The organism is Streptomyces sp. MK7 (assembly GCF_032658145.1).
GTDB classification, from domain to species: Bacteria; Actinomycetota; Actinomycetes; order Streptomycetales; family Streptomycetaceae; genus Streptomyces; species Streptomyces spiralis.
On sequence record NZ_JAVACL010000023.1, the window covers coordinates 13,286 to 39,890 of the forward strand.

A 26,605-nucleotide genomic window follows, 5' to 3' on the forward strand; every position below is an offset into this window, starting at 1 on the left:
CGTCTCTCTCCGGTCTCTCAGGCCGTCTCTCTCCGGGTCTCTCAGGCCGCCAGCGCGTGTCCCGGGTGCAGGACCACCTTCGTGTAGCCCTCGATCCGCTTGTCGAACTTCTCGTACGCCTGGGGCGCCTGCTCCAGCGGCAGCTCGTGGGAGACCACGAAACTGGGCTTGGCGCGCCCGGCGATGATCAGGTCGCGCAGCTGGCGGTTGTACCGCTTGACGTTGCACTGGCCGGTGCCCATCTGCTGGCCCTTCTCGAACATCCGGCCGATGGAGACCAGCAGCTGGCCGTGCTTGGCGTGCTCGTCGGGGCCGCCCGGGTCGGAGGGGACGTACAGACCGGGCACGCCGAGCATGCCGGTCGGCCGTACCGTCTCCACGAGCGTGTTCAGGACGACGGCGGGCTCCTCGTGGCTGACGTCCTTGTGCGACTGAGCCTGGTAGCCGACGGCGTCCACGCCCTTGTCGGTGCCCTCGCCCGCCGTCTGCTCCTTGATCTGCTCGGCCGGGTCGCCCTTGGTGAAGTCGATGGGGATGGCTCCGATCTCCTCCGCCTTGGCGAGCCGCTCGGGCACGCGGTCCACCGAGAACACCTTGGACGCGCCGCGCAGCAGCGCCGAGTAGGCGGCCATCAGGCCCACCGGTCCGGCACCGAAGACGGCCACGGACTCACCCGGCGAGACCTGGGCGAGCTCACAGCCGTGGTAGCCGGTCGGGAAGATGTCCGCGAGCAGCACGAAGTCGGTCTCGTGCTCCTCCCCGGGCGGCAGCTTCAGGCAGTTGAAGTCGGCGTAGGGCACACGCACCCGCTCGGCCTGGCCACCGAGGAACGGGCCCATCGCCACGTATCCGTACGCACCGCCGGCGAAGCCGGGGTTGACCGTGAGGCAGAACCCGGTCTTCTCCGCCAGGCAGTTCTTGCAGAACCCGCAGGCGACGTTGAACGGCATCACGACCCGTTCGCCCTCGGACAGGGCGGTCACGCCGCTGCCGACCTCCTCGATGACACCGAGGTTCTCGTGGCCGAAGACGATGCCCGGCTCGGCGGCCGTGCGGCCCTCGTACATGTGCAGGTCGGAACCGCAGATCGCGCTTGACGTGACGCGTACGATCACGTCGTTGGGGTGCTGGATCCGCGGATCGTCGACGTCCCGTACCGCCACGCTGTAGGGCTTCTCGTAGACGACGGCTTTCATGGGTCACCTCCGCGTCGAACGCTGGACGACGACGGCGACGACGGGCCGCTGCCCGGGGCGGGGGCACACAGACACACGACCCGCCGGGTGCTGCCGTGGGCGGCCCCGGGGCGTTCTCGCTGCACCGCCGGATACTTCCAGGGAACGCCCCCGCGACGGGGGCCGCAACCGCGCCCCGGCACACCTGGACATCCCCGGGCGGCCTCACACCTGGACGATCGGCTCCCGCATGAACAGCGCACCCAGGTCAGGTGCGTTGACCCGGCGGTCGGTGAGCCTCAGCCCCTCCCACACGGTCACCTGGTTCGCCGTGAGGACCGGCTTGCCGAGCCGCTCCTCCAGGGCCGGGATGTGGGAGGCGGTGTGCAGGGCCGTGTCCGGCAGGAGCAGCGCCCCGGCCCCGGTGGTGTCCACGGCCCCTGCCAGGGCCAGTACCTCCGGCTCACCCCAGCCGGCCACCTCGGCCGCGGTGGCGGCACCGGCGCTGTGCGCGGCGACCACCTCGATGCCGCCGGCCCGCAGGAAGTCCGCGAACAGGGCGGTCACGTCCTCGGGGTACGGCGACGCGACCGCGACACGCCGTACGCCGATCTCGCGCACCGCGTGCACGAAGCCGAAGGAGGTGGAGGAGGCCGGCATGCCGGCGGCCTGGGCGAGGGTGCGCACCTGCGTGTGGGCGTCGTGCCGGCCGGGCCCGAAGCCGCCGCTGGTGCTCGCCCACACCACCGCCTCCGCGCCGGCCAGCCGCAGCCCCTCGACGTTCCGTGTCAGCCGCTCGGCCGGGACCGTCTCGCGCACCGCCGCCGCCCGGTAGGCGTCCTCGCAGCCGACGTGCACCAGGTCCACTCGAACGTCACTGCCCAGGAGTTGCTCGATGCGCGGATAGTCGTCCTCGGCGAAGTGGCCCGGGTAGAGGACTCCGAGTGCGGTCATGACCAGCCTTCCTGCTGTTCTTCGGGGCAGTACGGACACGGCGCTCGCCGAGTCGTCCGGCAGCGCCCGGCAGGTTCCACCGCTCGGGTACCCAGCCGTCGCGACACCGCTCCACCTGGTGACCTGGTCGGCCGAGACGACCGGGATGCGCGGTGAGGCCAGTGCCTCCGCTCCCCGGCCTCCTGAAACGGAACCGTCTCGCCCACGTCACCGTTCCATCACGTCCGACGGCAGACCCGCATAGTTCCCGTGAGTCGGGAAGGGGCCCTCACTGGCCGCATTTGGCCCGTCCGGCAAGGCTCCCTGGAGGTTGCACGTCCATGACCGAGTTCCCGAACCTGTCCCGCAGGGGCTTCCTCACCAGAACCGCGGCCGTCGGCGGGCTGCTCACCGTCCCCGGACTCCTCAGCGCCTGCAGCAAGACGGACAGCGGTGACGGCAGCGGGAAGCTGGCCCAGCTGAAGAAGCAGGGCTATGTGAAGGTGGCGTACGCCAACGAGGCGCCCTACGGCTACAAGGAGAACGGCCAGCTCAAGGGTGAGGCGCCCACGCTGCACCGGGAGATCTTCAAGGCGCTCGGCGTGCCCGAGCTGCGCCCCACCTTCTCCGAGTGGGACGGCCTGATCCCGGGCCTGCAGGCCGGCAAGTACGACGTGATCAGCGCCGGCATGGCGATCATCCCGGACCGCTGTGCGAAGGCGCTGTTCTCCGAGCCGGAGTTCGTCTCGCCGACCGCGATGATGGTGAAGAAGGGCAATCCGAAGAAGCTGACCGACCTGGCGTCGGCGAAGAAGGCCCAGGTCACCATCGGCGTGATGTCCGGCGCGGTCGAGAAGGACTACGCCACCGGCGCCGGGATCTCCGCCGGCAGCATCAAGACGCTGCAGAGCCCGCAGGACGGCGCGGACGCGGTCAAGGCCGGCCGGATCGACGCCTTCCTGCTGACCAGCATCTCGCTGAACTGGCTGGCCAAGACCAACAGCGGGCTGGAGGTCACCCAGCCGTTCATCCCGGAGATCGACGGCAAGAAGCAGTACAGCCCGGGCGGCGCCGTCTTCCGCAAGGGCAACGAGGAGCTGCGGGACGCCTTCAACGAGCAGCTGAAGAAGATCACCTCCGACCAGGCCCGCTATGTGAAGCTCATCGGGCAGTACGGCTTCGGCAAGGAGACCATCCCGCCCGCGAACCTCAAGACCGCCGACCTCTGCAAGGGCTGACGGGGACGCCTGCCCATGGGTGACTTCTACTCCTACTTCTTCGGCCACTTCTCACAGGTGTGGTCCGGACTGGCGGTGACGCTGGAGGCCACGGTGCTCGGCGCGGCCGTCGCGCTCGCGCTGTCCTTCGTGTTCGGCTTCATGGCGGGCAGCCGGTCCGTGCTGGTGCGGGGCGTGTCCCGGGTGATCGTGGAGTTCTTCCGCGGCACCTCCCTGTACGTCCAGCTGTTCTGGTTCTTCTACGCCTTCCCCCTGCTCTTCCAGTACCAGCTCACCCCGCTGTTCTGCGGAGTGCTGGCCTTCGGCATGAACTACGGCGCCTACGGCTCCGAGGTCGTGCGCGGCGCGCTGAACGCCGTACCCAAGGCGCAGTGGGAGGCGGCGGTCGCACTGAACATGACGCCGCTGCAGCGGATGCGCCGGGTGATCCTGCCGCAGGCGTGGGTGCAGATGATCCCGCCGTTCACGAACCTGCTGATCCAGCTGGTGAAGTGCACCCCGCTGCTGTGGCTGATCCAGGCGGCCGACCTGACCACGGTGGTGCAGCAGATGCGGACCCGCACCGGCGAGACGACGTGGGCCTATCTGACGTTGCTGGTGCTGTACTTCGTCATCGCCTACGCCCTGACCCTGCTGATGAACGCCCTGGAGCGGCACGCGAAGGCCCGGCTCGGCCAGCACGATGACGCCCGCTCCCTGCTGCGCACGCGGAGCGCCGAGTCGCCGCGCAGGTCCGAACTGGCGGGAGGTGCCCGGTGAACTACCAGTGGGACTGGGGCGCGATGGGGGACGCGCTGCCCCTGCTGCTGAAGGGTTTCGAGACCACGCTGCTGGCGACCGTCCTCGGCATCCTGCTGGCCGCCGTGCTGGGACTGGTCGTCGCCGTGCTGGGCCGTGCCCCGACCCGGCTGGTCACGGTGCCCGTGCGGGCCGTCACCGAGTTCGTGCGGTCCACGCCGATGCTGGTGCAGCTGGTCGGCGCCTACGCGATCTTCCACACGGTCAAGCCGCTGGTCATCGGCATCGCGGTGCTCGGCATCCACTACGCCTCATACCTGTCGGAGGTGTACCGGGCGGGCATCGACGCCGTGCCGAAGGGTCAGTGGGAGGCCTGCCGGGCGCTGTCGATGTCGACACGGCGCACCTGGCAGGCGGTGGTGCTGCCGCAGGCCGTGCGCAACGTGCTGCCCGCGCTGGGCAACTACGGCATCTCCATGTTCAAGGAGACCCCGTTCCTGGCCGTCATCACGGTGTCGGAGATGGTCTCCCAGGCCCGGGAGTACGGGGCCACCCACTTCGTGTACGCCGAGACGTTCACCCTGGCGGGACTGATCTTCCTGGCGGCTAGCTATCCGACCTCGCTCCTGATGAGAAAGCTGGAGAGGCGCCTTGGCCACTGATCCCCTGCAGAAGACGAGCCCGGCGGACGCGGTGCCGCAGGCACCCTCCGACCTGGTGCGCTTCGACCATGTGGTCAAGCGCTTCGGTGACCACGTCGTGCTCGACGAGCTGGACTTCACCGTCCGGCGCGGAGAGCACGTGACTCTGATCGGGCCGAGCGGCTCCGGCAAGACGACCATCCTGCGGCTGCTGATGACCCTGGAGCGCGTCAGCGACGGCGTGATCTGGGTGGACAGCCAACCGCTGTCCCACATGCCCGGTCCGGACGGCCGGCTGAAGCCGGCCGACGACAAGCACCTGCGGCGGATCCGCAAGAAGATCGGCATGGTCTTCCAGCAGTTCAACCTGTTCCCGAACATGACAGTGCTGCGCAACATCACGGAGGCACCCGTCAACGTGCTCGGGCTGAGCCGCGAGGAGGCCGAGCAGCGGGCGCGCGAGCTCCTGGACCTGGTCGGGCTCGCCGACAAGGTCGGCGCGCACCCGTCCCAGCTCTCCGGCGGCCAGCAGCAGCGGGTGGCGATCGCGCGGGCGCTCGCCATGCGGCCGGAGATCCTGCTGTTGGACGAGGTGACCTCGGCGCTGGACCCCGAGCTGGTCGCCGGTGTGCTCGACCTGCTGAGGGAGATCGCGCACACCACCGACATCACGATGCTCTGCGTCACCCATGAGATGAACTTCGCCCGCGACATCTCCGACCAGGTGATGATGTTCGACTCCGGACGGGTGATCGAGTCCGGTCCGCCGGACAAGATCTTCGGCGAGCCGGAGCAGGAGCGCACCCGGGAGTTCCTCAGCGCGGTGCTTTGACTGCTCCCCTCCCTGATGGGAGGGGATTCCTGGCTCAGGCCGCCTCCCGGAGCAGCGCTCCGGGAGGTCTTGTGCCCTCGACACCAGCCGGGTCCAGACCTGCCCGGAGGAGCATCACGCGCGCGGAGTTCTTGTCCCTCGGGGAGACGGCTCCGCACGCGGTGCAGGTGTAGGTGCGTTCCGACAGCGGCAGGGCGTGCTTGGTTCTCGCTCCGCACCGGCCGCAGTCCATCGTGGTGTGCGCGGGATGCACCAGACGCACGTCCCGGCCGTGTTTGCGGCCCATCTCGATCAGGGCCTGTTTGGTGGCGCCGATCGCGGCGTCGGCCGCCTTGCGTGCCATCGACGTCCGGGCCAGGAACTTCGGCCGGAAGTCCTCCACCGCGATCACGTCATGGTCGCGGACCACCTTCTTCGCCCACTTGCGGGCCGCATCCTTCCGCTGCCGGGCGATCTTGGCGTACGTCTTCGCCCGCCAGTGTTTCGCCTCCCGGTAGCCCTTCGACGCCGACTGGCCTTTCTTCGGCTTGCGGCGGGCCATCATCCGGTCGTAGCGGCGCAGCTTCTCCTGCCCCTTCCGCCCGTGCTGAGGGTGCGGGAAGTCGTGGGGGTCCGAGGTGGTGGTAGCCGTCTCCTTCACGCCCCAGTCGACACCGAGCACCCGGCCGGTCGGTGGCAGCGGCTGAGTCTGGGCAGGCACGACGAACGAGCAGTACCAGTGGCCCAGTCGGTCGCGGTAGACCCGTACCGAGGAGGGTTCGGCAGGCAGCGGCCTGGACCACACGACGGTCAGGACGATCCCGCCCGCCAGATGCAGCCGCCCGTCCTTGAGACGGAAGCCGCGCCGGGTGTAGTTCAGCGTCGGCCGCGCCCGATGCTTCTTCCTGTGCCGGGGCATGCCCGCCCGCCGTTTTACCGGCAGCCGGTCCTTGATGTCCTTCAGCGCCTTCACGCGGGAGGCAGCGAAGTCGCGGATGGTCTGCTGCTGCGGCACCGACGAACCGGCGGCCAGCCACGGTGTCACCGCCCGCGCTCGGGTCAGCATCCTGTCCAGCAGGGCAGGCCCGCACGCCTCCCTCTCGGCGTGGGCCCTCTTGGAGCGGGCCACGCACTCGTTCCACACCCAGCGGCAGCGGGCCCATTCCGCCTCCAGCCCCGCACGGGCCGTCGACGACACCCGCAACCGGTACGTGTAGCGCGCGTGTCCCGCCGCCTCCCCGGCCTCCCGCACCGCCCCCGCACCCCCTGCCTTGCCCCGGTCAGCCGACTCCCACCGCCTGACCGTACGTACGAGTCCCGCACGCCCGCACGCCCTTCCCTCACACTCACCCCGACCGGCGAACAGGGGCACACACGTTCACCTTTGCCCGGCCCCGCCGGGCCGGGTCGGCGGTCAGGGCGCTCCGCGCCCCCGGGGCCTGGTGCGGCCCGCGCGGCCATGCCGGTGCCCCGGGGTGGTCACGAGCACCCCTCGGGACCAGGTAGTATTTTCTTCGTCGTCGGCCGCGTGAAGCGGAAGGCGAGAGTCATGCGCCGCTAGCTCAGTTGGTTAGAGCAGCTGACTCTTAATCAGCGGGTCCGGGGTTCGAGTCCCTGGCGGCGCACCGGAGGAAAGGCCCCTCGCGCGAGCGGGGGGCCTTTCGCATCCCCCGGGCCGCTACGGCAGCACCTCGTCCGCCGCCGAGAAGATCAGGTACGCGATGCCCATGAACGCGAGGCAGAAGACGATGAAGACGCCGAAGAAGGCGTAGGCGCAGCCCTGGCCCACCGCGAGTCTGCCGGGCGCCGGAGCGTGGGCCGTCGCCCGCTCCGGGTGCTCGGCCGTGTAGTGCACGGTGACGATGTCGCCCTCCACGGTCGTCACCGGACCGTCGCTCTCGGTGAACCGGACCCCGCGGCCCTCGCGGGTCGTGAACTCGTACACGTGGTGCACCGTCGCGCTCACTCCACCGCGGTGCCAGTCACCGGTCCCGTCGTACGTCCGATGCGTCTGGTACGTCTGATACGTCCGCAGGCACCGCCCCTCGGCCGTGAGCCCGCTGCTCCAGGCGCCGCGCACCTCGCGCGAGCGCCGGGTGACCCGCACCAGGAGGAACACCGCGCCGCCCATCATGAGCGTCGGCACGAGACAGAACAGTGCCGGTACGGCGTAGGTCAACGCCTCCATGAAGCCCCCCGAACTCCGTGCGGCCGTGATCGGCCGGCGTGGGTGGGAAGCTACCCACACCGGCCGTACCGGTGACTCAAGGGATGCTCAGAACTGCCTTCGGAGCCGTTCAGAAGGTGACGTCGGAGCAGGCGTAGAACGCGTTGCCCGTGTCGGCGATCGTCCAGACGGCGAGGATCACGTGGTGGCCGCTCAGCCCGGTGGGCAGGGTGCCGCTGTGGCTGAGGGTGGACGGTGGCTGCTTGCCGCCGTAGGGGACCGTCAGGAACGGCGTCGTGTTCAGGTCGGAACGGGTCAGGGCATGGTCCTGGTTCCAGCCCTGCCGGGTGACGTAGTACTTGAAGTCCGTCGTCGCGTGCCTGGCCGTGAACTGCCAGCGGAAGGTGTAGCTCTGGCCGCCGGTGACCCTGGTCGTCGGCCAGGCACCGCCCGAGGGCGTCCGGGGGCTGTCGAGCTGGGCGAACCGGGTGTTGCTGCCGGAACAGATCCGCCCGTCCGCCGGTCCGGCCGCCGGGAAGCCCTTGGGCCCCTCGACGCTCTGCGGCTCCCACTGGATGTCGCCGCAGTCGGTGACCGTGCCGTTGGCGCAGAGCTTCTGCCTGCTGATGGGGAGGTCGGTGTAGCCGTGGCTGCTGGCGCCGCCGGTGGAGAGCACGAAGGCTCCGGCGGTGGTGAGGCCCAGCACGGCCGCGTACAACTTGGCCTTGGTGCCCATGCTGCCGCTCCTGAGAACGCGTGGGGAGGTTCGATGAGCTGTACTGTGCGTGTGCTGTGCATGCTGGTCTAGACCAAGCTCCAGGCTATTGCGACTACTTGAGCATGTCCATACCAATTACAGGACGGCTTCCGGGCGCCCGGCGGTCAGGACCACCCCTCACCGTCCTGTAAAGTTGTCCACGTCAGCAGGCGCCGCTAGCTCAGTTGGTTAGAGCAGCTGACTCTTAATCAGCGGGTCCGGGGTTCGAGTCCCTGGCGGCGCACGGTGACGATGGCGAGGCATGTTCGCGGAAAACGCGAACCGGCCTCGCCATCGTCGTTTACGGCGCGAGGTCGCCGCGCGCCGTAGAGGCTTCGCCACCCACACCCCCACACCGGCCCACCGGCACCCCTGCTCGCACGGATGCGCCGCCATGAAACTTACGTGCGTATGAGTGGTCAGCTCCGTTTTTCACACCTTGTGATCATGATGAGCCCCGTAGAACCCTGGATGCGGAGATGCCGCATGTACGCGGCAATTGGGGGGTTGTCGGGGGATTTCGAAAGGTCGTTTGAGCCTGTTGCCCGATGTGCGGGGAGAAGGGGGTTCCGTGCGTCGACGGCTGCCGAGGGGGGCAGCCATGCAACCGGCACGAAACCGATGACACGCGCGTGACCTGCGTGTGGGGGGATGACTCATGACGTCGACGCCGACGGGCGCCCGGCACCAGTACGACCACACCAGCCGAACCGGCCGCACAGGCCGCGACAGCCACACAGGCCGCTCCGGCCGCACAGGCCACAGCGGGAGTCTCCGCAGACTCCGGAAGACCCTGCCGAGATACGACTACGAGCACTACAGCCGCCTGGCCGGTCCCCTCACCCAGCCCGATCCGGACCGGCCGTACCGGGTGCAGTACCGCTCGCTGCTCTCCCGGGAACCGCACCGCCTCCGGGTCGCGCTGATGCTCGTCGCCGCGCCGCTGCTCTCGCTGGTCCTGCTGGCCTGGCTGCTCCAGCCCGAGCACTGGACCGAGCGGGACCACCCGGCGTACGACTTCCTGCCGGTCCTCGACGTGGTGATGCTGGTCTCGATCGGCCTGATCGAGTTCTTCCGCTGTATGAACGTGCTGTCCAACGCGCACGCCACCCTGGTCGCCCGCGACCCGGTCCCGGTGGTGCCCGAGACCGGCACCCGCGTGGCCTTCCTCACCACCTTCGTACCCGGCAAGGAACCGGTGGAGATGGTGACGAAGACCCTCCAGGCGGCCGTACGGCTGCGCCACCGGGGCGTGATGCACGTCTGGCTGCTCGACGAGGGCGACGACGACGAGGTGAAGGCGGTCTGCGCGCGCCTGGGCGTGCACCACTTCACCCGCAAGGGCGTCGAGCGCTGGAACCAGCCGAGGGGCCCGCACCGCGCGAAGACCAAGCACGGCAACTACAACGCCTGGCTCCAGGCGCACGGCGACGAGTACGACTTCTTCGCCTCCGTCGACACCGACCACGTGCCGCTGCCCAACTACCTGGAGCGGATGCTGGGCTACTTCCGCGACCCGGACGTCGGCTTCGTCATCGGCCCGCAGGTCTACGGCAACTACGACACGTTCGTCACCAAGGCCGCCGAGTCGCAGCAGTTCCTCTTCCACGCCCTGGTTCAGCGCGCCGGCAACCGCTACGGCGCGCCCATGTTCGTGGGCACCTCCAACGCCGTACGGATCAGCGCCGTCAAGCAGATCGGCGGGCTGTACGACTCGATCACCGAGGACATGGCGACCGGCTTCGAGATGCACCGCGCCAAGAACCCGGCGACGGGCCGCAGGTGGAAGTCGGTCTACACCCCGGACGTGCTCGCCGTCGGCGAGGGCCCCAACGCCTGGACGGACTTCTTCACCCAGCAGCTGCGCTGGTCGCGGGGGACGTACGAGACGATCCTCAAGCAGTACTGGAAGGGCTTCGGCTCGCTGCCGCCGGGCCGGCTCTTCAACTACACCATGATGATCGTCTTCTATCCGATGTCCGCCCTCAACTGGATCCTGGCCGCGCTGAGCTGCGCGCTGTTCCTGGGCCTGGGCGCCTCGGGCGTGGACATCGACCCGACGGTGTGGCTGATGCTGTACGGCAATGCCTCCGCGCTCCAGATCGGCCTGTACATCTGGAACCGCCGGCACAATGTCTCCCCGCACGAGCCGGAGGGCTCCGGCGGTGTCGCGGGCATGGTGATGTCGGCGCTGTCCGCGCCGGTCTACGCCCGCTCGCTGATGGACGCGGTGCTGCGCCGCGGGAGCAGGTTCGTGGTGACCCCGAAGGGCGAGTCGGCGAGCCCCGACACCCTGTTCGGGACCTTCCGCGTGCACTGGTTCTTCATCCTCGTCTTCGCCGGCTCCCTCGCCACCGGCTTCGTCCGCGGCCACTCCCACCCCGCGATGATCACGTGGGCGGTTCTCGCCCTGCTGATCACCGCCTCGCCGATCCTCGTCTGGCGGTGGACGCTGCGGCGGGACAGGCGCGCGCCGGAGCCCGCTCCGGCCACGCCGTACGCCGACCCGCAGGACGTCGCGCTGTCGGCGCGCACATCACCAGCGCAACCCAGGCCCACCTGGGCCGGGTCCGGCGCGAGGAGCTCGGAGGGGACGGGCGAGCACACCATGCGGATCGCCCTCGGCGGGCTGGGGGAACGTAAGGAATGAGGGAGCAGCAGGCCGGCCTCCGCCGTGTCCGCCGGCTCGGGATCGGCGCGGTGGCGGTCCTCGCCCTGGCCGGGATGAACGGACCGTGGCTCTACCGCTTCGGCACGGAGCGCTACCACCAGTACACGATCAACAAGCCCGAGTACAAGGCCGCCCACGGCCACTGGGACATCATCGAGTTCCCCAGGAAGTACCGGCAGGACACCATCCACGCCGTGCTGCTGCACACCGGGAAGGTGCTGCTGGTCGCCGGCTCGGGCAACAACCAGGAGAACTTCGACGCCAAGAAGTTCGACTCGCGGATCTGGGACCCGGTCAAGGGCACCATCAAGAAGGTGCCCACCCCCAACGACCTGTTCTGCACGGGCCACACCCAGCTCTCCGACGGCAAGATCCTGATCGCGGGCGGCACCAAGCGGTACGAGAAGCTCAAGGGGGACGTCACCAAGGCCGGCGGGCTGATGATCGTGCACAACGAGAACCCGGACAAGCCCATCACGCTGCCCGCGGGCACACGGTTCACCGGCCGGGCGAACGGCAGGACCTTCGTCTCCAGGGACCCGGTGCTGGTCCCGCGCGCGAAGAAGAACTTCGACAAGAAGACGGGGAAGTTCCTCGGCAACAGCCCGGGGCTGGGCCGGATCTACGTCGAGGCGCTGAGGAGCGGCGCCGCGTACGAGACCGGGACCCAGGACAACTACCGGATCCGGGGCCTGACCGGCACCGACGCCCGCAACACCTACGGCATCGCGCAGAAACTCGCCCTGGACAAGAAGGACTTCCAGGGCATCCGGGACACCTACGAGTTCGACCCGGTCGCGGAGAAGTACATCAAGGTCGACCCGATGCACGAGGCCCGCTGGTATCCGACGCTCACGACCCTGAGCGACGGCAGGATCCTCGGCGTCTCGGGCCTGGACGACATCGGCCAACTGGTCCCGGGCAAGAACGAGATCTTCGACCCGCGGACGAAGAAGTGGACGTACGCACCGAAGATCCGTCAGTTCCCGACCTATCCGGCGCTGTTCCTGATGCAGAACGGCAAGATCTTCTACTCGGGGTCGAACGCCGGCTACGGCCCCGCCGACGTGGGCCGCGACCCGGGCATCTGGGACGTGGCCGGCAACGGGTTCAGCGAGCTGCCCGGGCTGAGCGACCCGGACATGCTGGAGACCTCCGGCACGGTGCTGCTGCCGCCGGCCCAGGACGAGAGGTACCTGGTCATCGGCGGCGGCGGGGTCGGCGAGTCCAAGCTGTCCAGCAGGAAGACCCGGCTGATCGACCTGAAGGCGAAGCACCCGCGCTTCACCGACGGCCCGTCCCTGGAGAAGGGGACCCGCTACCCGCAGTCCTCCATCCTCCCCGACGACACCGTGCTGGTCTCCGGCGGCTCCCAGGACTACCGGGGTCGCAGCGACTCCAACATCCTCCAGGCCCGGTCGTACGACCCGAAGTCCAACACCTTCAGGCGGGTGGCCGACCCGCTGGTGGGCCGCAACTACCACTCGGGCTCGATCCTGCTGCCCGACGGCCGGGTGATGTTCTTCGGCTCCGACTCGCTCTACGGCGACAAGGCCGACACCAAGCCGGGCACGTTCGAGCAGCGCATCGAGATCTACACGCCGCCGTATCTCTACCGGGACGCGCGGCCCTCGCTCTCCGGCGGCCCGGGGAGCATCGCGCGAGGCGCTTCTGGGACGTTCACCTCGCAGCACGCCACCGCGATCAGGAGGGTCCGGCTGATCCGGCCCAGCGCCTCCACGCACGTCACGGACGTCGACCAGCGCTCGATCGCGCTGGGCTTCAAGGCGTCGGGGGACAAGGTCACGGTGACGGTGCCGAAGAACCGGAACCTGGTGCAGTCGGGGTGGTACATGCTGTTCGTGGTCGACGACCAGGGGACGCCGAGCACGGCGCGGTGGGTGAAGGTGCCGTAGCCGGTCCGGTGGCTGGGCCTGGCCCGGTGGCCGAGCCGGCCCGGTGGCCGAGCCGAGCCGGTGGCTACCGGCTGGCCCTGGCGAGGGCGAGCGCATAGCTCGCCCACCACTGACCCGCCTTCGGCCCGCCCTTGCACTCGCCGTCCGACTCGCCGGGCCGCTTCACCCAGAGATAGGCGTCCACCAGCGGGTCGGCGGTCCTGGTCGTGGGCGACTCGCCCAGGGCGCGGCCCGGCGGGTTGCACCAGCGCTCGTCCGGGTCGCCGCCGGTGTAGGGGCCGTTGCCGTTGCGGCTGGTGTCGATGACGAAGTGCTTGCCGCCGGCCGCGGCCGACAGCTGTTTGCCGTAGGCGAGGGAGTCCGGCGTGGAGTAGAAGTTGGACACGTTGACCGCGAAGCCGTCGGCCGGGCCGACGCCCGCCCGCTTCAGCGGCTCGACGACCTGGTCGGGGCGGCCCCAGCCGGCGTTGCCCGCGTCCAGGTAGACCTTGGTGTTCTTCAGGGACTTGAGCGCGGTGACGGCGCCCTCGAGGAGGTCGTAGCGCTCCTCGTGGAACTCGTCCGGGGTGCAGCCGTCCACCAGGTGCAGTACGGCGTCCGGTTCCAGGATCACCGTCGCGGGGCGGTCCCCGATGCCCCGGGCGACGGCGCCGATCCAGGCGCGGTAGGCGTCGCCGTCGGCGGCGCCGCCCCGAGAGTACTGGCCGCAGTCGCGGTGCGGGATGTTGTACAGCACCAGCAGGGCCGTGCGGCCCGCGCGGTCGGCGGCCTCGGTGAAACCGCGGGCCTCCCGCTCGGGGTTCTCCGGACCGATCCACTCGCCGGTGGGCTGCTCGGCGATCTTGCGGATCTGCTCGGCGTCGTCCTTCCTGCCCGCCTTCTCGTACGCCGCGACCTGCCGGGCCGCGGTGCCGTCCGGGTTGACCCAGAACGGGTCGGCCTCCTTCGGCTGCTGGGTGATACGGGCGCCGGCCCCTTCCTTCCGATCGCCCCCGTCCCCGTCCCCGCCACCCGATGAGCACCCCGCGACGAGCAGCGCCGCCCCCAGCAGCGCCGCGATCACCGGGGCGCGCCGGCACCGGGCCCCCCTCCTGCCGTCCATGCGACTCCCCCTCGGTGCGCTCGGCCACCTGGCCCGCGTTCCATGCTGCCAGGTGGCCTCGGTGCCCGGGCCGGTTCCGGCGAGGCGGCGCGTGGACCGGTTGCACGAGGTGGGACGGGGTACGCGGACACGCTCCGGGCGCCGGGCGGGCGTGCCTCAGCGACCGGGCGCCGGGCAGGCGTGCTCAGCGGCCGGGCGCCGGCCGGGCGTGCCTCAGCGGCCGGGCGCCGGCCGGGCGTGCCTCAGCGGCCGGGCAGCACAGCCGGCGGGCTGTCCGTCACGGGCCGGCCGACCGCGGCCATGTCCCCGGTGACGGTGACCGGCTGGACCGGTCCCTGCCGCACCTCGGCCCGGTCGCTTCCCCACTCCCACACCCCGAGCAGCAGGACCAGCCAGGCGAGGCCGGCCAGCAGACGGCCGGTACTTCTCAGACGTTCGGTGTCGGACATCGTGATCGCATCCCTCAGACCTCTGTCTCGGACTCGGACTCGGACTCGGTCTCGTTCCGGGCTCGAGCCTCGGTCCTGGTCTCGCTGTCCTCCCGGGTCCGGTTCGCGCCGAGCGCCCGGGGCAGGAGGAGGACGGCGGTCGTCGCGGCGCCCGCGAGGACCAGGCCGGTCACCGCGTGCGCCGTACCGGGCGGGGCCGCGACGCGGTGAAGCTCCGCACAGAGCGTCATGCGCAGTGAACCCATCGTGACAACCTCCGGGTACCAGGAGACGCCCGGTGGACCGGCCCCGCATCCGCGGCGGAGCCTCACTGCTCCGTTCGGGTGACGAGGAGGGTCGCGGCAGGTCAGACCAGGTCCACCAGGTCGGCGATCGAGTCGACGACCTCGGACGGCCGGAACGGGTAGCGGTCGACGTCCTTCGGCTGCGTCACCCCGGTCAGCACCAGGAACGTCCGCATCCCGGCCTCCAGGCCGGCGAGCACATCGGTGTCCATGCGGTCGCCGATCATGGCCGAGTTCTCCGAGTGGGCACCGATCGCGTTCAGCCCGGCGCGCATCATCAGCGGGTTGGGCTTGCCGACGAAGTACGGCTTCTTGCCGGTCGCGGCGGTTATCAGGGCGGCGACCGAGCCGGTGGCCGGCAGGTCGCCCTCGACGGACGGACCGACGTTGTCGGGGTTGGTGGCGATGAACCGGGCGCCGCCGTTGATCAGCCGCACCGCCTTCGTCAGGGCCTCGAAGGAGTACGTCCTGGTCTCGCCGAGGATCACGAAGTCGGGCTCGTGGTCGGTCAGGATGTAGCCGACGTCGTGCAGCGCGGTGGTCAGGCCCGCCTCGCCTATGACGTAGGCGCTGCCGCCCGGCCGCTGGTCGGCCAGGAACTGGGCGGTGGCCAGCGCCGACGTCCAGATGTTCTCCACCGGCACGTCCAGGCCCATGCGGCTCAGCCGGGCGTGCAGATCGCGCGGGGTGTAGATGGAGTTGTTGGTGAGCACCAGGAAGGGACGGCCGGAGTCCCGCAGCTTCTTGAGGAAGGCGTCGGCGCCGGGAACCGGGACACCTTCGTGGATCAGGACTCCGTCCATGTCGGTGAGCCACGACTCGACGGGCTTGCGTTCTGCCATGTGCGGATCTCCTGCCGTACGCGGGCCTGCGTGGGCCTCAGCCTAACGAGTGACCCGATCTTGCCGGAACGGTTCGGCTTCCTGTCGTCCGCTTCCACGATCCGGCATCCGCGGTGCCGGACGGAGCAGGGCGGCAGGGCGGGCAGGGCGGCGACCGAGTCGAGCTCGCGGACGAGGCGGACGATCCTCGACTTCGCCGGTAGTACTCGGGGATCCGGCCGTGTTCCGGGATGCCGGAGCGGCCCGGGGCCCCGGGGGCCTGGTCGTTCGGGTGGTCCCCCCAGGGATCACCGCGGACTCGGGCCGCGCCTTCAGCGGCGCCGCCAGGTCAGTACGAGCGTGCCGCCGGCGGCCAGCAGCAGGGCGGCGGCCGTGATCACTCCGAGCGGGGTGGCGAGGCCCGTGCGGGCGAGCTGGTCGGCGAAGGGGAGGTCCTCGTCGGGGGCGGCGGGGTCGGTGGCGACGGCGGGGCCGGCGGAGGCTGTGGGGGTCTGGGAGGAGGTGGCCGAGGGAGCGGTGTCCGTGTCCGAGTCCTTGTGCGTGTGGGCGTGGGACCGGATACGGAAGCGGTAGTCGTTGGACTGCCCGACCCAGTCGCCGTCGTCGTCGTGCCGCTGTACGACGGCGGCGTTCACGGTGACCTCGTTCGCCACGGCGTCGGAGGTGAACGAGAGCCTGACCTTCACGGTGACGGTCTTGCCCGGCCCCACGGTGAACCCGGGCAGCCCGGCGTCGAACGGGCCGACGAGTTCGTCCTGGTCGGTGGACTCGAAGCGCACGGGGTGGAGGCGGGCGCCGGCGTAGAACTCCAGCCGGGCCTGGCCGGCCTTGAGGGCGCGCTTGCCGTCGACGAGGACGACGACGGGGTGGACGGCGGCGCAGGTGCCGGAGGTGGTGTTGGTGAGGTCGAGGGAGAAGGTGCCGTACCCGCCGCCCGCGCGGTAGGCGGCGGGGCCGCCGTGGATACGGCTGCTGATCGGGAAGTGACGGTCGTCCGGCCCGGCACAGGCGGGACGCGAGTCGGCCCGGGCGAGGGCGGGACCGGCCAGAAGGAGGGCGGCTGCGGCAAGGCAGGGGGACAGGGACGTGCACAGTCGCATGACCACGTGACCTTCCCGAACCCCACCCCTTTCCAGGAAGCCACCCCGAACACACCCCTCGAACAGCCGCACACTTCCGCCCGACCAGCCCAGTGCAGACAGCTGACGCAGCCGTGTGCCTCGTAGCTGCGCGCAGCCGCGTGCCTCCGTAGCCGCGGGCAGTCGTGCCGCAGGGCGGCACGGGTGGGCGCTGGGGGCACCCCCTCTGGGGGAGGCACCCCCACGCGGGGCAAGCGCCCCGATCCACAGCAACCACGCACCGCCCCCACCGGCACGCTCACCCCTCCCCCCGCCCGAACAACGGCGCCAACAGCAACTGCGCCGCCCCCACCGCAACCCCCCACCCCCCTCCCGGCGCCACCCGAACCGGCACCCCGCAAGCAGAACCCCCACCCCGCCGAGCCCGCGCGGCGACCCCCGCCCCCACCCCCGCCACGAACACCTCCGGCGCGGCCGCGACCGTACGCCCACCCAGCAGCACCAGATCGATGTCCAGCAGCCCCACCAGATTCGCCGCCCCCGCCCCCAGCACCCTCGCCGCCTCCTCGACGTCCCCCCGCTCCACGGCCGCCAGGCACAGCGCCTCGACGCACCCCCGCTCACCGCACCCGCACAGCGGCCCGTCCAGCTGGATCACCTGGTGACCGAACTCCCCCGCCCCGGTCCGCGCCCCCCTGTGCACGCTCCCGCCGATCACCAGTCCGGCCCCGAGGCCCGTACCGAGATGGAGATAGGCGAAGGAGCCGCCCTCCCCGGCGACGGCGAGCCCCAGCGCGGCGGCGTTGGTGTCCTTGTCGACGACGACCGGCAGGCTCAGTCGCGCGGCGAGCGCGTCCCGCAGCGGAAAGCCGTCCCACTCCGGGAACCCGGTCACCCGGTGCAGCACCCCCCGCGCATGGTCGAGCGGCCCGGGCAGCGCGACGCCCACGCCGAGCACCGAGCCCGCCGGAACCGACCCGGCAGGCGGCCGCACCGACCGCTCCACGGCGGCCAGCAGCGACTCGGCGCCCGCCCCGAGATCGAGCGGCGCGCGCCGGCGCCCGACGACGGCACCGGTGAGGTCGACGAGGACCACCCGCAGTTCGTCGCGGTCCAGGTGCACTCCCACGGCATGTCCGGCGTCCGGCACCAGCCGCAGCACCGTGCGCGGCTTGCCCCCGGTGGAGGCGCGCCGCCCGGCCTCCGCGGCCAGTCCCTTCTCCCGCAGCCGGGCGGTGATCTTGCTGACGGCCTGCGGGGTCAGCCCGGTGCGCTCAGCGAGTTCGAGCCGGCTGATGCCCCGCTCGCCGGACGTGCGCAGCAGGTCGAGCACCAGCGCGGTGTTGTGGCTGCGCACGCCCAGCAGGTTCACGCCCGCCGCGTCGTTCCTGATCCCGCCGATGCCACCCACGCCACCCACGCCGCCGACTCCGCCGCGTCCGCCGTCTCCGCCCACCCTGCCGTTCGTACCGCTCACAGCCCCCATTCTCCCCGCCGCTTGCACTTTGGCAACAGCGTTGCGAAAGTGGCAGCCATGACAGGTACGACAGGCACCCCCCTCCGCGTGGGCCTCATCGGCTACGGCCTCGCGGGCTCCGTCTTCCACGCCCCGCTGATCGCCACCACCGGCGGCCTGGTCCTCGACACGGTCGTCACCTCGAACCCGGAGCGGCAGGAGCAGGCCCGCGCCGAGCACCCGGGCGTGCGGACCGTGGCCGGCCCCGACGAGCTGTTCGCCCGCGCCGGCGAACTCGACCTGGTCGTCGTCGCCTCCCCGAACAGGACGCACGTCCCGCTCGCCACGGCCGCGCTGAAGGCCGGACTGCCGGTGGTCGTGGACAAGCCCGTCGCGGGCACGGCGGCCGAGGCGCGCGACCTCGCGGCCCTCGCCGAGGAGCGCGGACTGCTCCTGTCCGTCTTCCAGAACCGCCGCTGGGACAACGACTTCCTGACGCTGCGCCGGCTGATCGCCGACGGCGAGCTGGGCGAGGTGTGGCGGTTCGAGTCGCGCTTCGAGCGCTGGCGGCCCAAGCCCAAGGGCGGCTGGCGCGAGTCAGGCGACCCGGCGGAGATGGGAGGCCTGCTCTACGACCTCGGCAGCCACGTCGTCGACCAGGCCCTGGTCCTCTTCGGCCCGGTCACCCAGGTGTACGCCGAGTCGGTGATCCGCCGCGCGGGCGCCGAGACCGACGACGACACGTTCATCGCGCTCACCCACGCGAACGGCGTCCGCTCCCACCTGTACGTCTCCGCCACGGCCGCCCAGCTCGGCCCGCGCTTCCGGGTGCTGGGCTCCCAGGCGGGCTACGTCAAGTACGGGCTGGACCCGCAGGAGGACGCGCTGCGGGCGGGGACGCGCCCGGGTCCCGGGGGCTGGGGCCGGGAGGAGGAGTCCCTGTGGGGCCGTGTGGGTGCCGGGGAGTCCCCGGTGACCGGCGGCGGCCGTGCGGTACCGACCCTGCCGGGCGACTACCCGGCGTACTACGCCGCCGTGGCCGCCGCCCTGCGCGAGGGCGCCCCGAACCCGGTGACGGCCCGTGAGGCGGCCGCCGCGCTCGACGTCCTGGAGGCGGCACGCCGCTCCGCCCGCGACGGTGTGGCGGTGCGGCTGTGAACCCGGAACCCAGCCCCACCATCGAGGAGCTTCAGGCGCAGGAACGCCGCCTGGTCTTCAGCCGGTTCAGCCACGAGGACGCCTGGGTGCTGGGCTCGCTGCTGGTGGAGCTGGCGCGGGAGCGGCAGGCGCCGGTGGCCATCGACATCCACCGTGCCGGCCAGCAGCTCTTCCACGCGGCCCTGCCCGGCTCCACCCCCGACAACGACGCCTGGATCGCCCGCAAGCGCCGGGTGGTGGAGCGCTACGGCTCCGCCTCCTACCTGGTCGGCGCGCGCTTCCGGGCCAAGGGCACGACCTTCGAGGACTCCTCCCGCCTGGACCCCGACGCCTACGCGGCCCACGGCGGCTCCTTCCCGATCAATGTCGAGGGCGTCGGCGTGATCGGCGCGGTCACGGTGTCGGGCCTGCCGCAGTTGCAGGACCACCGGCTGGTGGTGGAGGCGCTGGAGGCGTTCCTCGACCGCTAGTGCCCCAACAGGCACCGTCTGCCCCGTCGCGACGCCCCGCACGCACTCTCGCCGCACCGGACGCCACTCCTTGACGGGCAAACGTTGCCTGCCGGGGCACTGGCCGTAACACCCCCGAGGGACCCGTAGTCCCCTCGGGGGATTACCGGCGAGGCCCCGCGGGTTGCGGTGCGTGTACGCGAGATGATCAGCGCACCCCGCCCGGAGGGATCGGAACCGATGAGCGACACGGCAGCCCCGCTGCAGGAAACGGCCGCGCTGAAGGAGAAGGTCGGACGGTACGGCGTCTGGAGCATCGGCCTCCGCTCGGAGGACCCGACCCGGCGCGGCGAGATCGCCGAGGCCGCCGCCGAACTGGAGGAGCTCGGCTACGGCGCCGCATGGCTCGGCGGCAGCAGCGCGCCCCGCAACGCCGCCCCGCTGCTCGAGGCGACCTCGACGCTCGTCGTCGGCACCAGCATCCAGAGCATCTGGCAGCACGACGCCGAGGCGAGCGCGGCCGGCTTCGCCGAGCTGGAGGCGTCCCACCCGGGCCGGTTCCTCCTGGGTCTGGGGGTGAGCCACGCCAGGGCCACGGAGCAGTACCGGCGCCCGTACTCGGCGCTGGTCGCCTATCTGGACGGCCTGGACGCCGCCGGCGTGCCCGCCGGACGCCGGGTGCTGGCCGCGCTCGGCCCCAGGACGCTGCGGCTGGCCCGGGACCGGGCGGCGGGCGCGGTCCCCTACCTGGTCACTCCGGAGCACACCGCGCAGGCCCGGGAGATCCTGGGCGAGGGCCCGCTGCTGGCCCCGGAGTTGAAGGTCGTCCTGGACGAGGACCCGGACCGCGCTCGCGAGACCTCCCGCGACTACCTCGCGATGTACCTGGAACTGCCGAACTACACCAACAACTTCCTGCGCCTGGGCTTCACCGAGGACGATGTGCTGCACGGCGGCAGCGACCGCCTGGTCGACGCGGTGTTCGCCTGGGGCGACGAGAGCCGGATCCGCGCCCGCGTCGAGGAGTTCCGGGCGGCGGGCGCGGACCACATGGCCCTCCAGATCGTCACCGGCACCGGCGACCGCGACGAACTCCCGCGGGAGCAGTGGCTCAGGCTGGCCGATCTGTTGAACGGCTAGGCGTCCTTCAGTTCCTGGCGCTGGCGCCCAAGGCCCTCGATCTCCAGCTCGACCACGTCGCCGGAGCGCAGGAACGGCTTCGGGTCGGGCCGGCCGAGGGCCACGCCGGCAGGGGTGCCGGTGTTGATGACGTCGCCGGGGTAGAGCGTCATGAAGTGGCTGACGTAGCGCACGACTTCCGCGACCGGGAAGATCTGCTCGGCGGTCGTGCCGTCCTGCTTCAGCTCCCCGTTGACCCACAGCTTGAGGGAGAGGTTCTGCGGGTCGGGCACCTCGTCGGCCGTCACCAGCCACGGGCCGAGCGGGTTGAACGTCTCGCAGTTCTTGCCCTTGTCCCAGGTGCCGCCCCGCTCGATCTGGAACTCGCGCTCGGACACGTCGTGCGACACGGCGTACCCGGCGACATGCGCGAGCGCCTCCTCGTGCGACTCCAGGTAGCGGGCCGTGCGGCCGATGACGATCGCCAGCTCCACCTCCCAGTCGGTCTTGGTGGAGCCGCGCGGTACGAGCACGGTGTCGTTCGGCCCGACCACCGTGTCGGCCGCCTTGAAGAAGATGACCGGCTCGGCGGGCGGCTCGGCACCGGTCTCACGAGCGTGGTCGTGGTAGTTCAGCCCGATGCACACGACCTTGCCGATCCGGGCGAGCGGCGGCCCGATCCGCAGCCCGGTCGCGTCCAGCGCGGGCAGCTCCCCGGCGTCGGCGGCGGCCCGGATCCGGCCGAGCGCCGCGCCGTCGGCGAGCAGCGCGCCGTCGATCTCCGGGACGATTCCCGACAGTTCACGCAGGGTGCCCTCGGCGTCCAGCAGCGCGGGCCGCTCCGCCCCCGCCGTACCGACTCGCAGCAGCTTCATGTTCCCCATCTCCCTCGATCGCGGTCAGCCCGGCCGAGCGACGCGACCTGGGTGCGGCGGACGCAGCCGTCGGAGGACTGGTCGATCCTCCAAGGTCGATATCCAGTCTGCAAGACCCCGTTCACGTACTGGACCGTAGCCAGGCCAGGCCCACGCGCAGGGTCACCGGTAGAGCACCACCCGCTCGACGGCGCTCCACGCCGTACTGGTCACCACGTACAGCGCGGCGGCCAGCGGCACCACCGCCACGGTGACGAGCGTGAAGTAGGACATGAACGGCATGGCCTTGCTCACCGCGCCGAGCCCGGGAACCCGCTCCCCCCCGCCTACGGCGACCCCACCGCTTTCGGCCGTGCTCCGCTTCGCGCGCAGGAAGTTGAGGGTGGCGACGGCGGCCACGACCGCGAACAGCGCGACGTACACGAGTCCGGCCACCCCGAAGACCTGGCCGTCCGCCAGGACGTCCGCCCACCGCCCGCCGAGCGGGGCGGCCAGCAGCCGGTGGCCGAGCAGCCCGTTGCCCTCGCCGCCGATCGTCGAGCTGGAGAAGAGTCGGTAGAGCAGGAAGAAGGCGGGCAGCTGAAGCAGGCCGGGCAGGCAGCCCGACAGCGGTGACACCTTCTCCTCGGTGTGCAGTTCCAGCACCGCCTTCCGCAGCCGCTCGGGATCCTTCCGGTACTTCTCCCGCAGCTCGGCGACCCTCGGCCGGAGCGCGGCCCGGGCCCGCTGCCCGCGCGCGGCCGCACGGGAGAGGGGAAGGACGAGGAGTCGTACGAGCGCGGTGAACAGGACGATCGCGGCGGCGGCCGCGGAGGCGTGGAACAGCGGCTGGAGCAGGTCGGCGAGTCGCTCGACCAGGCTCGCGAAAAGGGACAGCAGTGCGGACATGGGTGAGCCCTCCGGGGGTCTCTCGTCGTGCCGGGTTGATGACATGGCGGCATGACGACCGGACCCGCGCAGGGCCGAAGAGGGGAGGGAAGAGGTGCGCCCTACGCGACGGCGGTCGTCGGGAGGGCGTGTCCGGGTGCTCGGGGCCGCCGCCGGCCGGCGGCGTCGGGATCGCGCTGCGGCAGGAAGGCCGTACGGCGCACGCGGTCGCGGATGGCCGTACGCACCCGGGTGGGCGGCATGACCGGCACCGAGCGCGCCGCGAGCAGGGCGCAGGCGACGAGCGCCGCCCCGGCCGCGACGGTGACGGAGAGGCTGCCGGTGTCGAGCAGCGAGAGCTGGAGGACCAGGACCAGCAGGGACAGCAGCACGGGAGCGAGTCGCGCACCGACCCGGTGACGGATCACGGGCGACCCCCTTCCTCGCGTACCAGCTGTCGTCGTCATACAGGATCGGTCTGGAGCGGCTGCAACAGCCTCTTCGGCCGCAGCAGCGCCCGGCTGACCGGATCCGCCGGGTGGGGATCGAGTCCGGGTCCCGGCACCATGATGACGTCCCGGACGGGCACGACGGTTCCGCAGGCGGGGCACTCGCCGTACGGCCCGAGTTCGGTACCGCAGTCGGCGTGCCGGAAGCTGCGCAGCTGCTCCTCGCCGAAGTGCTCGCGCCCCCACAGGCCGAGCGCCCGCAGGGCGGGCCACAGGGCGATCCCGCGCTCGGTGACGACGTACTCGTCCCGGGGCGGCGACTCCTGGTACCGCCGCTTCTCGAGGATGCCCTCGGAGGTCAGCGTCTGGAGCCGGGCGGCGAGGACGGCGCGCGGGACGCCGAGGTGGACCAGGAAGTCGTTGTAGCGCCGTACGCCGTAGAGCGCGTCGCGGACGACGAGCAGCGTCCAGCGCTCCCCGACGATCTCCAGCGCGCGGGCGATCGAGCACTCCTGCGTCGCGTAGTCCTTGCCCAGTGCCATGAGACCCACTGTAGCCACTTTTCGACATCTTGGTTCAGTGAACGAACTGACGGTGTTACGGTGGCGGCAGGCGCTGAGTTCAATCAATGAACCAACACGCAGACCCAAGGCTCGACCAACGGACCCGACACACGGAGACCGTGGATCCCCCCCCGTCCGGAAGGACAAGGTCATGACCGGCCTCGACTCCCCCACCACGGCACACGCCACCGCAACCGCGACCGCACGCGGCACGGAGCGACCCCGCGAAGAACGCCGGGCCTCGCCCCCACGCCCGCGGGCCACCCTCGCCGTGACCAGCACCGCCACCGCCGTGGCCCTGATGACGTACACGGCGCCGATGGTCACGCTCCCCGACACCGCGGCCGCCCTGCACACCTCCCTCTCGGCCCAGGCCTGGCTGCTCAACGGCACCCCGCTGGGCCTGGCGGCACTCCTCCTGGTGGCCGGCAGCCTGGCCGACGACCACGGCCGCCGCCGCGTCTTCCTCGCCGGCACGCTGGCCCTGGGTCTGACCACGGCCCTGGGCGCCTTCTCGACCTCGACCTGGCAGTTCACGCTGGCCCGCATCGCCCAGGGCGCGGCGAGCGCGGCGCTGCTGGCCAGCAGCCTGGGCCTCATCGTCCACGCCTTCCCGACCCCCCGCGGCCGGCTCCACGCGACCGGCGTCTGGGGCGCCTTCGTGAGCGGCGGCATCGCGGTCGGCCCCCTGGTCTCGGGCGCCCTGCCGAACTGGCGGATCGGATACGGCATCCTGGGCGCGGCGGCGCTGGTGGTGACGGCGCTCGGCGCACGCGCCCTCTCCGAGTCGCGCGCCCCGAGGCCCGGCCGCCCGGACGTACCCGGCGCACTGGCCTTCGGCCTGGCCCTGGTCGCCCTGGTGGCGGCCCTGACCCTGGGCCGGGACGGCTGGATCCGGCCCTCGGTGGGCATCCTGCTCGCGGCGGCGGTGCTGCTGGTCGGGGTGTTCGTGGCGGTGGAGCGCCGAACGGCCACCCCGATGATCGACCTGTCCCTGCTGCGCCACCCGCCCTTCCTGGCGTCCTCGGCGGGCGGCCTGTTCACGGGCCTGGCGGTGATCGGCCTGTTCAGCTTCCTGCCGGCCCTGTTGCAGCAGGTGCTCCACCTGTCCCCCATCGCCACGGCCTGGCTGTTCCTGCTCTGGTCGGGCCTGAGCTTCGCCGTCGCGCTCCTGGCCAGGCACCTGGCGGGCCGGCTCTCCCCCCGCCCGCAACTGGCCCTCGGCTTCGCCCTGCACGCGGCCGGTGTCCTGACGATGCTGGGCGCGATCGGCTCCGGTTCCTGGGTACGCCTGCTCCCCGGACTGCTGGTGGGCGGCGTCGGCAGCGGACTGCTGAACGCGGCCCTGCCGCTGGTCGCGGTGGAGTCCGTACCGGCCGAGCGGGCGGCGATGGGCTCGGGCGCCCAGCAGACCTTCCGCTACATCGGCTCCTGCGCGGGTGTCGCCCTGACCATCGCGATCGCCACGTCGGCGGCGAGCCCGGCACGCGGCGCGAACATGGCGATGCTGGTGTCGGCGGGACTGGCCGCGGCGGGCGCGCTGACGGTGGCGGCGGCACGGGGAGCACGGTGACGGTGACCGCGACGCAAGGAGGACGGTGAAAGGCCACAGCGGTCGTGCGGGGCGCGCCGGTCACGGCGGCCTCGCGGTCACGGCAGCCTCGCCAGTCACGGCGGCCTCGCCGGTCACGCCGGTCGGCGGCACGCGAATGGGACACATCCCCGCCCGCGCGGCCGACGGACCCCTGCCGGCACCCTGGCCAGCAGATACCTCACGTTCGTCACCGCCCGGCAGTACGGTGTCCCCCATGCGCCCCGACACGCCGCCCGCCGACAACGCCGACACCGTCGACCACGCCGCCGAAGCGGCCCGCCTGGAGCGGACCGCCGGCCTGTACCCCGAGGACGCCGAGGCCCTGCTGCTCCGGGCCGCGGCCCACCTGGAACTGTCCGGCGACCGCCCCGCCGCGACGGCCCTCTACGACCGTCTGCTCTCCTCCGGCGACGGCCTGGAGAACCCCCACCTGGTCCGCGCCCTGAAGGCCTCCAACCTCTGGGAGTACGACCACGAGGCGGAGGCGAGGGCGATCATCGAGGGCATCCGCACGGCGGCACCCCGGGACCCGGCCCCCTGGGTGATCATCGCCGAGTCCCTGGAGTCCCACGACGAGCTGGAGTCGGCGCAGAAGACGTTCACGGAGGCGGTGGACCTGCTGCTCAGGGACGTCCCGGAACCTCCGTACGCCACGCACCCCCTCCTCTTCGGCCGCCACCGGGTCCGCCGCATGCTGGGCGCGGCCCACGACGCCTGGGACTCCCTGGCCGACACCCTGCACACGGCCCCGGTCTCCCTGGACGAACTCCACGACCCCAAACGCGTCTGGTCCCTCGGCTCCGACAACCCGGCGGAACTCCAGGCCGAACTGGTACGCCTCCGCGCCGAACTCGGCACCTACCGAGAGGCCCTCTCCCGCCCCTTCCCCGTCGCGGTCCTCCACTGGCCGACCCGGGAACTGCGAGAACTGCTCACGGCCTACCCGGACCTCACCACGGAGTACCCCTCCCACGAGGCCCACCTGGCGACCATAGAGGCATCCCTGCGGGAACTGGCCGCCTCCGGCACCCAGAACCTCGGCATCGTCTCCGGCACCCTCCCCTCCTACGAGGCCTTCGCCGCCTCGGAGGGCTCGTCACCGGCGGACCCGACCCTCCTCCCCCAGTACGCGACAACTCTCGCGGCCAGGGGCCGAGCGGTGGCCTGGCCGCCGCAGCAGGGCACTCCGTGCTGGTGCGGCTCGGGAGGAACGTACGAGACCTGCCACGGCACACCGACCCTCTGAGCCGAAGCACACCTACCAGACCCAGA

At 71.4% G+C, this 26,605-nt stretch carries 26 protein-coding genes and 2 tRNA genes; 13 read left to right on the forward strand and 15 right to left on the reverse strand.

Going from position 1 to position 26,605, the window contains the following annotated elements; genetic code table 11:
- Nucleotides 1–41: 41 nt before the first annotated feature.
- Both R2S09_RS23770 and R2S09_RS23775 read right to left on the reverse strand, forming a co-directional pair.
- Nucleotides 42–1,196 (reverse strand): glutathione-independent formaldehyde dehydrogenase, encoded by a 1,155-nt coding sequence (locus tag R2S09_RS23770; RefSeq protein ID WP_306189892.1) that lies wholly within the window; start codon nt 1,194–1,196, stop codon nt 42–44.
- Nucleotides 1,197–1,400: 204 nt separating this feature from the next.
- Nucleotides 1,401–2,129, reverse strand: coding sequence for a decarboxylase (locus R2S09_RS23775; RefSeq protein ID WP_316743120.1), 729 nt, complete (start codon nt 2,127–2,129; stop codon nt 1,401–1,403).
- 320 nt (nt 2,130–2,449) lie between these two features.
- Here R2S09_RS23775 and ehuB point away from each other — a divergent pair, with 320 nt between their 5' ends.
- Genes ehuB through ehuA form a run of 4 tightly spaced genes read left to right on the forward strand, consistent with a single transcriptional unit; the run spans nt 2,450 to nt 5,557 of the window.
- On the forward strand, nt 2,450–3,346 hold the full coding sequence (gene ehuB / locus R2S09_RS23780) for an ectoine/hydroxyectoine ABC transporter substrate-binding protein EhuB (protein ID WP_316743121.1): 897 nt from the start codon (nt 2,450–2,452) through the stop codon (nt 3,344–3,346).
- Nucleotides 3,347–3,361: 15 nt separating this feature from the next.
- On the forward strand, nt 3,362–4,105 hold the full coding sequence (ehuC, locus tag R2S09_RS23785) for an ectoine/hydroxyectoine ABC transporter permease subunit EhuC (protein WP_316743122.1): 744 nt from the start codon (nt 3,362–3,364) through the stop codon (nt 4,103–4,105).
- Between the two features lie 23 nt (nt 4,106–4,128).
- On the forward strand, nt 4,129–4,746 hold the full coding sequence (gene ehuD / locus R2S09_RS23790; RefSeq protein WP_372337752.1) for an ectoine/hydroxyectoine ABC transporter permease subunit EhuD: 618 nt from the start codon (nt 4,129–4,131) through the stop codon (nt 4,744–4,746).
- Entirely contained in the window at nt 4,736–5,557 is an 822-nt protein-coding gene (gene ehuA / locus R2S09_RS23795; protein WP_306189887.1) for an ectoine/hydroxyectoine ABC transporter ATP-binding protein EhuA, read from the forward strand. Before ehuD ends, ehuA begins: the two co-directional genes overlap by 11 nt.
- Before the next feature lie 34 nt (nt 5,558–5,591).
- On the opposite strand, the gene R2S09_RS23800 is transcribed toward ehuA, so the two are convergent.
- The gene (locus tag R2S09_RS23800) at nt 5,592–6,788 is read right to left on the reverse strand and encodes a transposase (protein ID WP_306189886.1); all 1,197 of its coding nucleotides are present in this window, start codon (nt 6,786–6,788) and stop codon (nt 5,592–5,594) included.
- 299 nt (nt 6,789–7,087) lie between these two features.
- Between R2S09_RS23800 and R2S09_RS23805 the strand changes: the two genes are divergently transcribed.
- Nucleotides 7,088–7,161: transfer RNA gene (locus R2S09_RS23805), tRNA-Lys, on the forward strand.
- A 53-nt stretch (nt 7,162–7,214) separates the two neighbouring features.
- Here R2S09_RS23805 and R2S09_RS23810 read toward each other — a convergent pair.
- Complete coding sequence (locus R2S09_RS23810) at nt 7,215–7,724, reverse strand: DUF3592 domain-containing protein (protein ID WP_316743124.1); 510 nt, start codon at nt 7,722–7,724, stop codon at nt 7,215–7,217.
- A gap of 109 nt (nt 7,725–7,833) precedes the next feature.
- Nucleotides 7,834–8,439, reverse strand: coding sequence for a lytic polysaccharide monooxygenase (locus R2S09_RS23815; RefSeq protein ID WP_306189884.1), 606 nt, complete (start codon nt 8,437–8,439; stop codon nt 7,834–7,836).
- Nucleotides 8,440–8,630: 191 nt separating this feature from the next.
- Between R2S09_RS23815 and R2S09_RS23820 the strand changes: the two genes are divergently transcribed.
- The 3 genes from R2S09_RS23820 (at nt 8,631) to R2S09_RS23830 (ending at nt 13,047) form a co-directional block, all read left to right on the forward strand.
- Nucleotides 8,631–8,704, forward strand: a tRNA-Lys gene (locus R2S09_RS23820).
- A gap of 414 nt (nt 8,705–9,118) precedes the next feature.
- Nucleotides 9,119–11,110, forward strand: coding sequence for a glycosyltransferase family 2 protein (locus R2S09_RS23825; RefSeq protein ID WP_316743126.1), 1,992 nt, complete (start codon nt 9,119–9,121; stop codon nt 11,108–11,110).
- On the forward strand, nt 11,107–13,047 hold the full coding sequence (locus R2S09_RS23830) for a galactose oxidase-like domain-containing protein (RefSeq protein WP_306189882.1): 1,941 nt from the start codon (nt 11,107–11,109) through the stop codon (nt 13,045–13,047). The genes R2S09_RS23825 and R2S09_RS23830 overlap by 4 nt, the downstream gene beginning before the upstream one ends.
- Before the next feature lie 64 nt (nt 13,048–13,111).
- Here the strand turns inward: R2S09_RS23830 and R2S09_RS23835 are convergent, their stop codons facing one another.
- From R2S09_RS23835 to R2S09_RS23860, 6 genes are all read right to left on the reverse strand, one after another.
- Nucleotides 13,112–14,149, reverse strand: a complete 1,038-nt coding sequence (locus R2S09_RS23835) for a glycoside hydrolase family 6 protein (RefSeq protein WP_316743128.1) — start codon at nt 14,147–14,149, stop codon at nt 13,112–13,114.
- 242 nt (nt 14,150–14,391) lie between these two features.
- Nucleotides 14,392–14,598, reverse strand: a complete 207-nt coding sequence (locus R2S09_RS23840) for a hypothetical protein (RefSeq protein WP_306189880.1) — start codon at nt 14,596–14,598, stop codon at nt 14,392–14,394.
- 14 nt (nt 14,599–14,612) lie between these two features.
- The gene (locus R2S09_RS23845; RefSeq protein WP_316743131.1) at nt 14,613–14,843 is read right to left on the reverse strand and encodes a hypothetical protein; all 231 of its coding nucleotides are present in this window, start codon (nt 14,841–14,843) and stop codon (nt 14,613–14,615) included.
- A 101-nt stretch (nt 14,844–14,944) separates the two neighbouring features.
- Nucleotides 14,945–15,724, reverse strand: a complete 780-nt coding sequence (locus R2S09_RS23850) for an HAD-IIA family hydrolase (protein ID WP_306189878.1) — start codon at nt 15,722–15,724, stop codon at nt 14,945–14,947.
- A gap of 311 nt (nt 15,725–16,035) precedes the next feature.
- Nucleotides 16,036–16,824, reverse strand: a complete 789-nt coding sequence (locus R2S09_RS23855) for a hypothetical protein (RefSeq protein ID WP_316743132.1) — start codon at nt 16,822–16,824, stop codon at nt 16,036–16,038.
- Nucleotides 16,825–17,101: 277 nt separating this feature from the next.
- The gene (locus R2S09_RS23860; RefSeq protein ID WP_316743133.1) at nt 17,102–18,289 is read right to left on the reverse strand and encodes an ROK family transcriptional regulator; all 1,188 of its coding nucleotides are present in this window, start codon (nt 18,287–18,289) and stop codon (nt 17,102–17,104) included.
- Between the two features lie 48 nt (nt 18,290–18,337).
- Between R2S09_RS23860 and R2S09_RS23865 the strand changes: the two genes are divergently transcribed.
- The 3 genes from R2S09_RS23865 to R2S09_RS23875 all read left to right on the forward strand — a co-directional run bounded on the left by R2S09_RS23865 (nt 18,338) and on the right by R2S09_RS23875 (nt 21,006).
- Entirely contained in the window at nt 18,338–19,417 is a 1,080-nt protein-coding gene (locus R2S09_RS23865; protein ID WP_316743134.1) for a Gfo/Idh/MocA family oxidoreductase, read from the forward strand.
- Nucleotides 19,414–19,887: a heme-degrading domain-containing protein gene (locus R2S09_RS23870; protein ID WP_316743136.1), complete on the forward strand. Its 474-nt coding sequence runs from the start codon at nt 19,414–19,416 to the stop codon at nt 19,885–19,887. Before R2S09_RS23865 ends, R2S09_RS23870 begins: the two co-directional genes overlap by 4 nt.
- 219 nt (nt 19,888–20,106) lie before the next feature.
- Entirely contained in the window at nt 20,107–21,006 is a 900-nt protein-coding gene (locus R2S09_RS23875) for an LLM class F420-dependent oxidoreductase (protein ID WP_316743138.1), read from the forward strand.
- On the opposite strand, the gene R2S09_RS23880 is transcribed toward R2S09_RS23875, so the two are convergent.
- The 4 genes from R2S09_RS23880 to R2S09_RS23895 all read right to left on the reverse strand — a co-directional run bounded on the left by R2S09_RS23880 (nt 21,003) and on the right by R2S09_RS23895 (nt 23,718).
- Nucleotides 21,003–21,860 carry a fumarylacetoacetate hydrolase family protein gene (locus tag R2S09_RS23880; protein WP_316743140.1) on the reverse strand — a complete coding sequence of 286 codons (858 nt, stop codon included), beginning with the start codon at nt 21,858–21,860 and terminating at the stop codon, nt 21,003–21,005. The genes R2S09_RS23875 and R2S09_RS23880 overlap by 4 nt on opposite strands.
- Nucleotides 21,861–22,022: 162 nt before the next feature.
- A complete protein-coding gene (locus R2S09_RS23885; protein ID WP_316743229.1) occupies nt 22,023–22,736 on the reverse strand; it encodes a membrane protein insertase YidC in 714 nt (237 codons plus the stop codon).
- Between the two features lie 113 nt (nt 22,737–22,849).
- Entirely contained in the window at nt 22,850–23,155 is a 306-nt protein-coding gene (locus R2S09_RS23890; RefSeq protein ID WP_306189450.1) for a DUF6412 domain-containing protein, read from the reverse strand.
- A gap of 35 nt (nt 23,156–23,190) precedes the next feature.
- Entirely contained in the window at nt 23,191–23,718 is a 528-nt protein-coding gene (locus tag R2S09_RS23895) for a helix-turn-helix domain-containing protein (RefSeq protein ID WP_306189449.1), read from the reverse strand.
- A 172-nt stretch (nt 23,719–23,890) separates the two neighbouring features.
- On the opposite strand from R2S09_RS23895, the gene R2S09_RS23900 reads away from it, so the two are divergent.
- The gene (locus R2S09_RS23900; protein ID WP_316743142.1) at nt 23,891–25,312 is read left to right on the forward strand and encodes an MFS transporter; all 1,422 of its coding nucleotides are present in this window, start codon (nt 23,891–23,893) and stop codon (nt 25,310–25,312) included.
- A 235-nt stretch (nt 25,313–25,547) separates the two neighbouring features.
- Nucleotides 25,548–26,579, forward strand: a complete 1,032-nt coding sequence (locus R2S09_RS23905) for an SEC-C metal-binding domain-containing protein (RefSeq protein ID WP_316743143.1) — start codon at nt 25,548–25,550, stop codon at nt 26,577–26,579.
- The last annotated feature ends 26 nt before the right edge of the window (nt 26,580–26,605 follow it).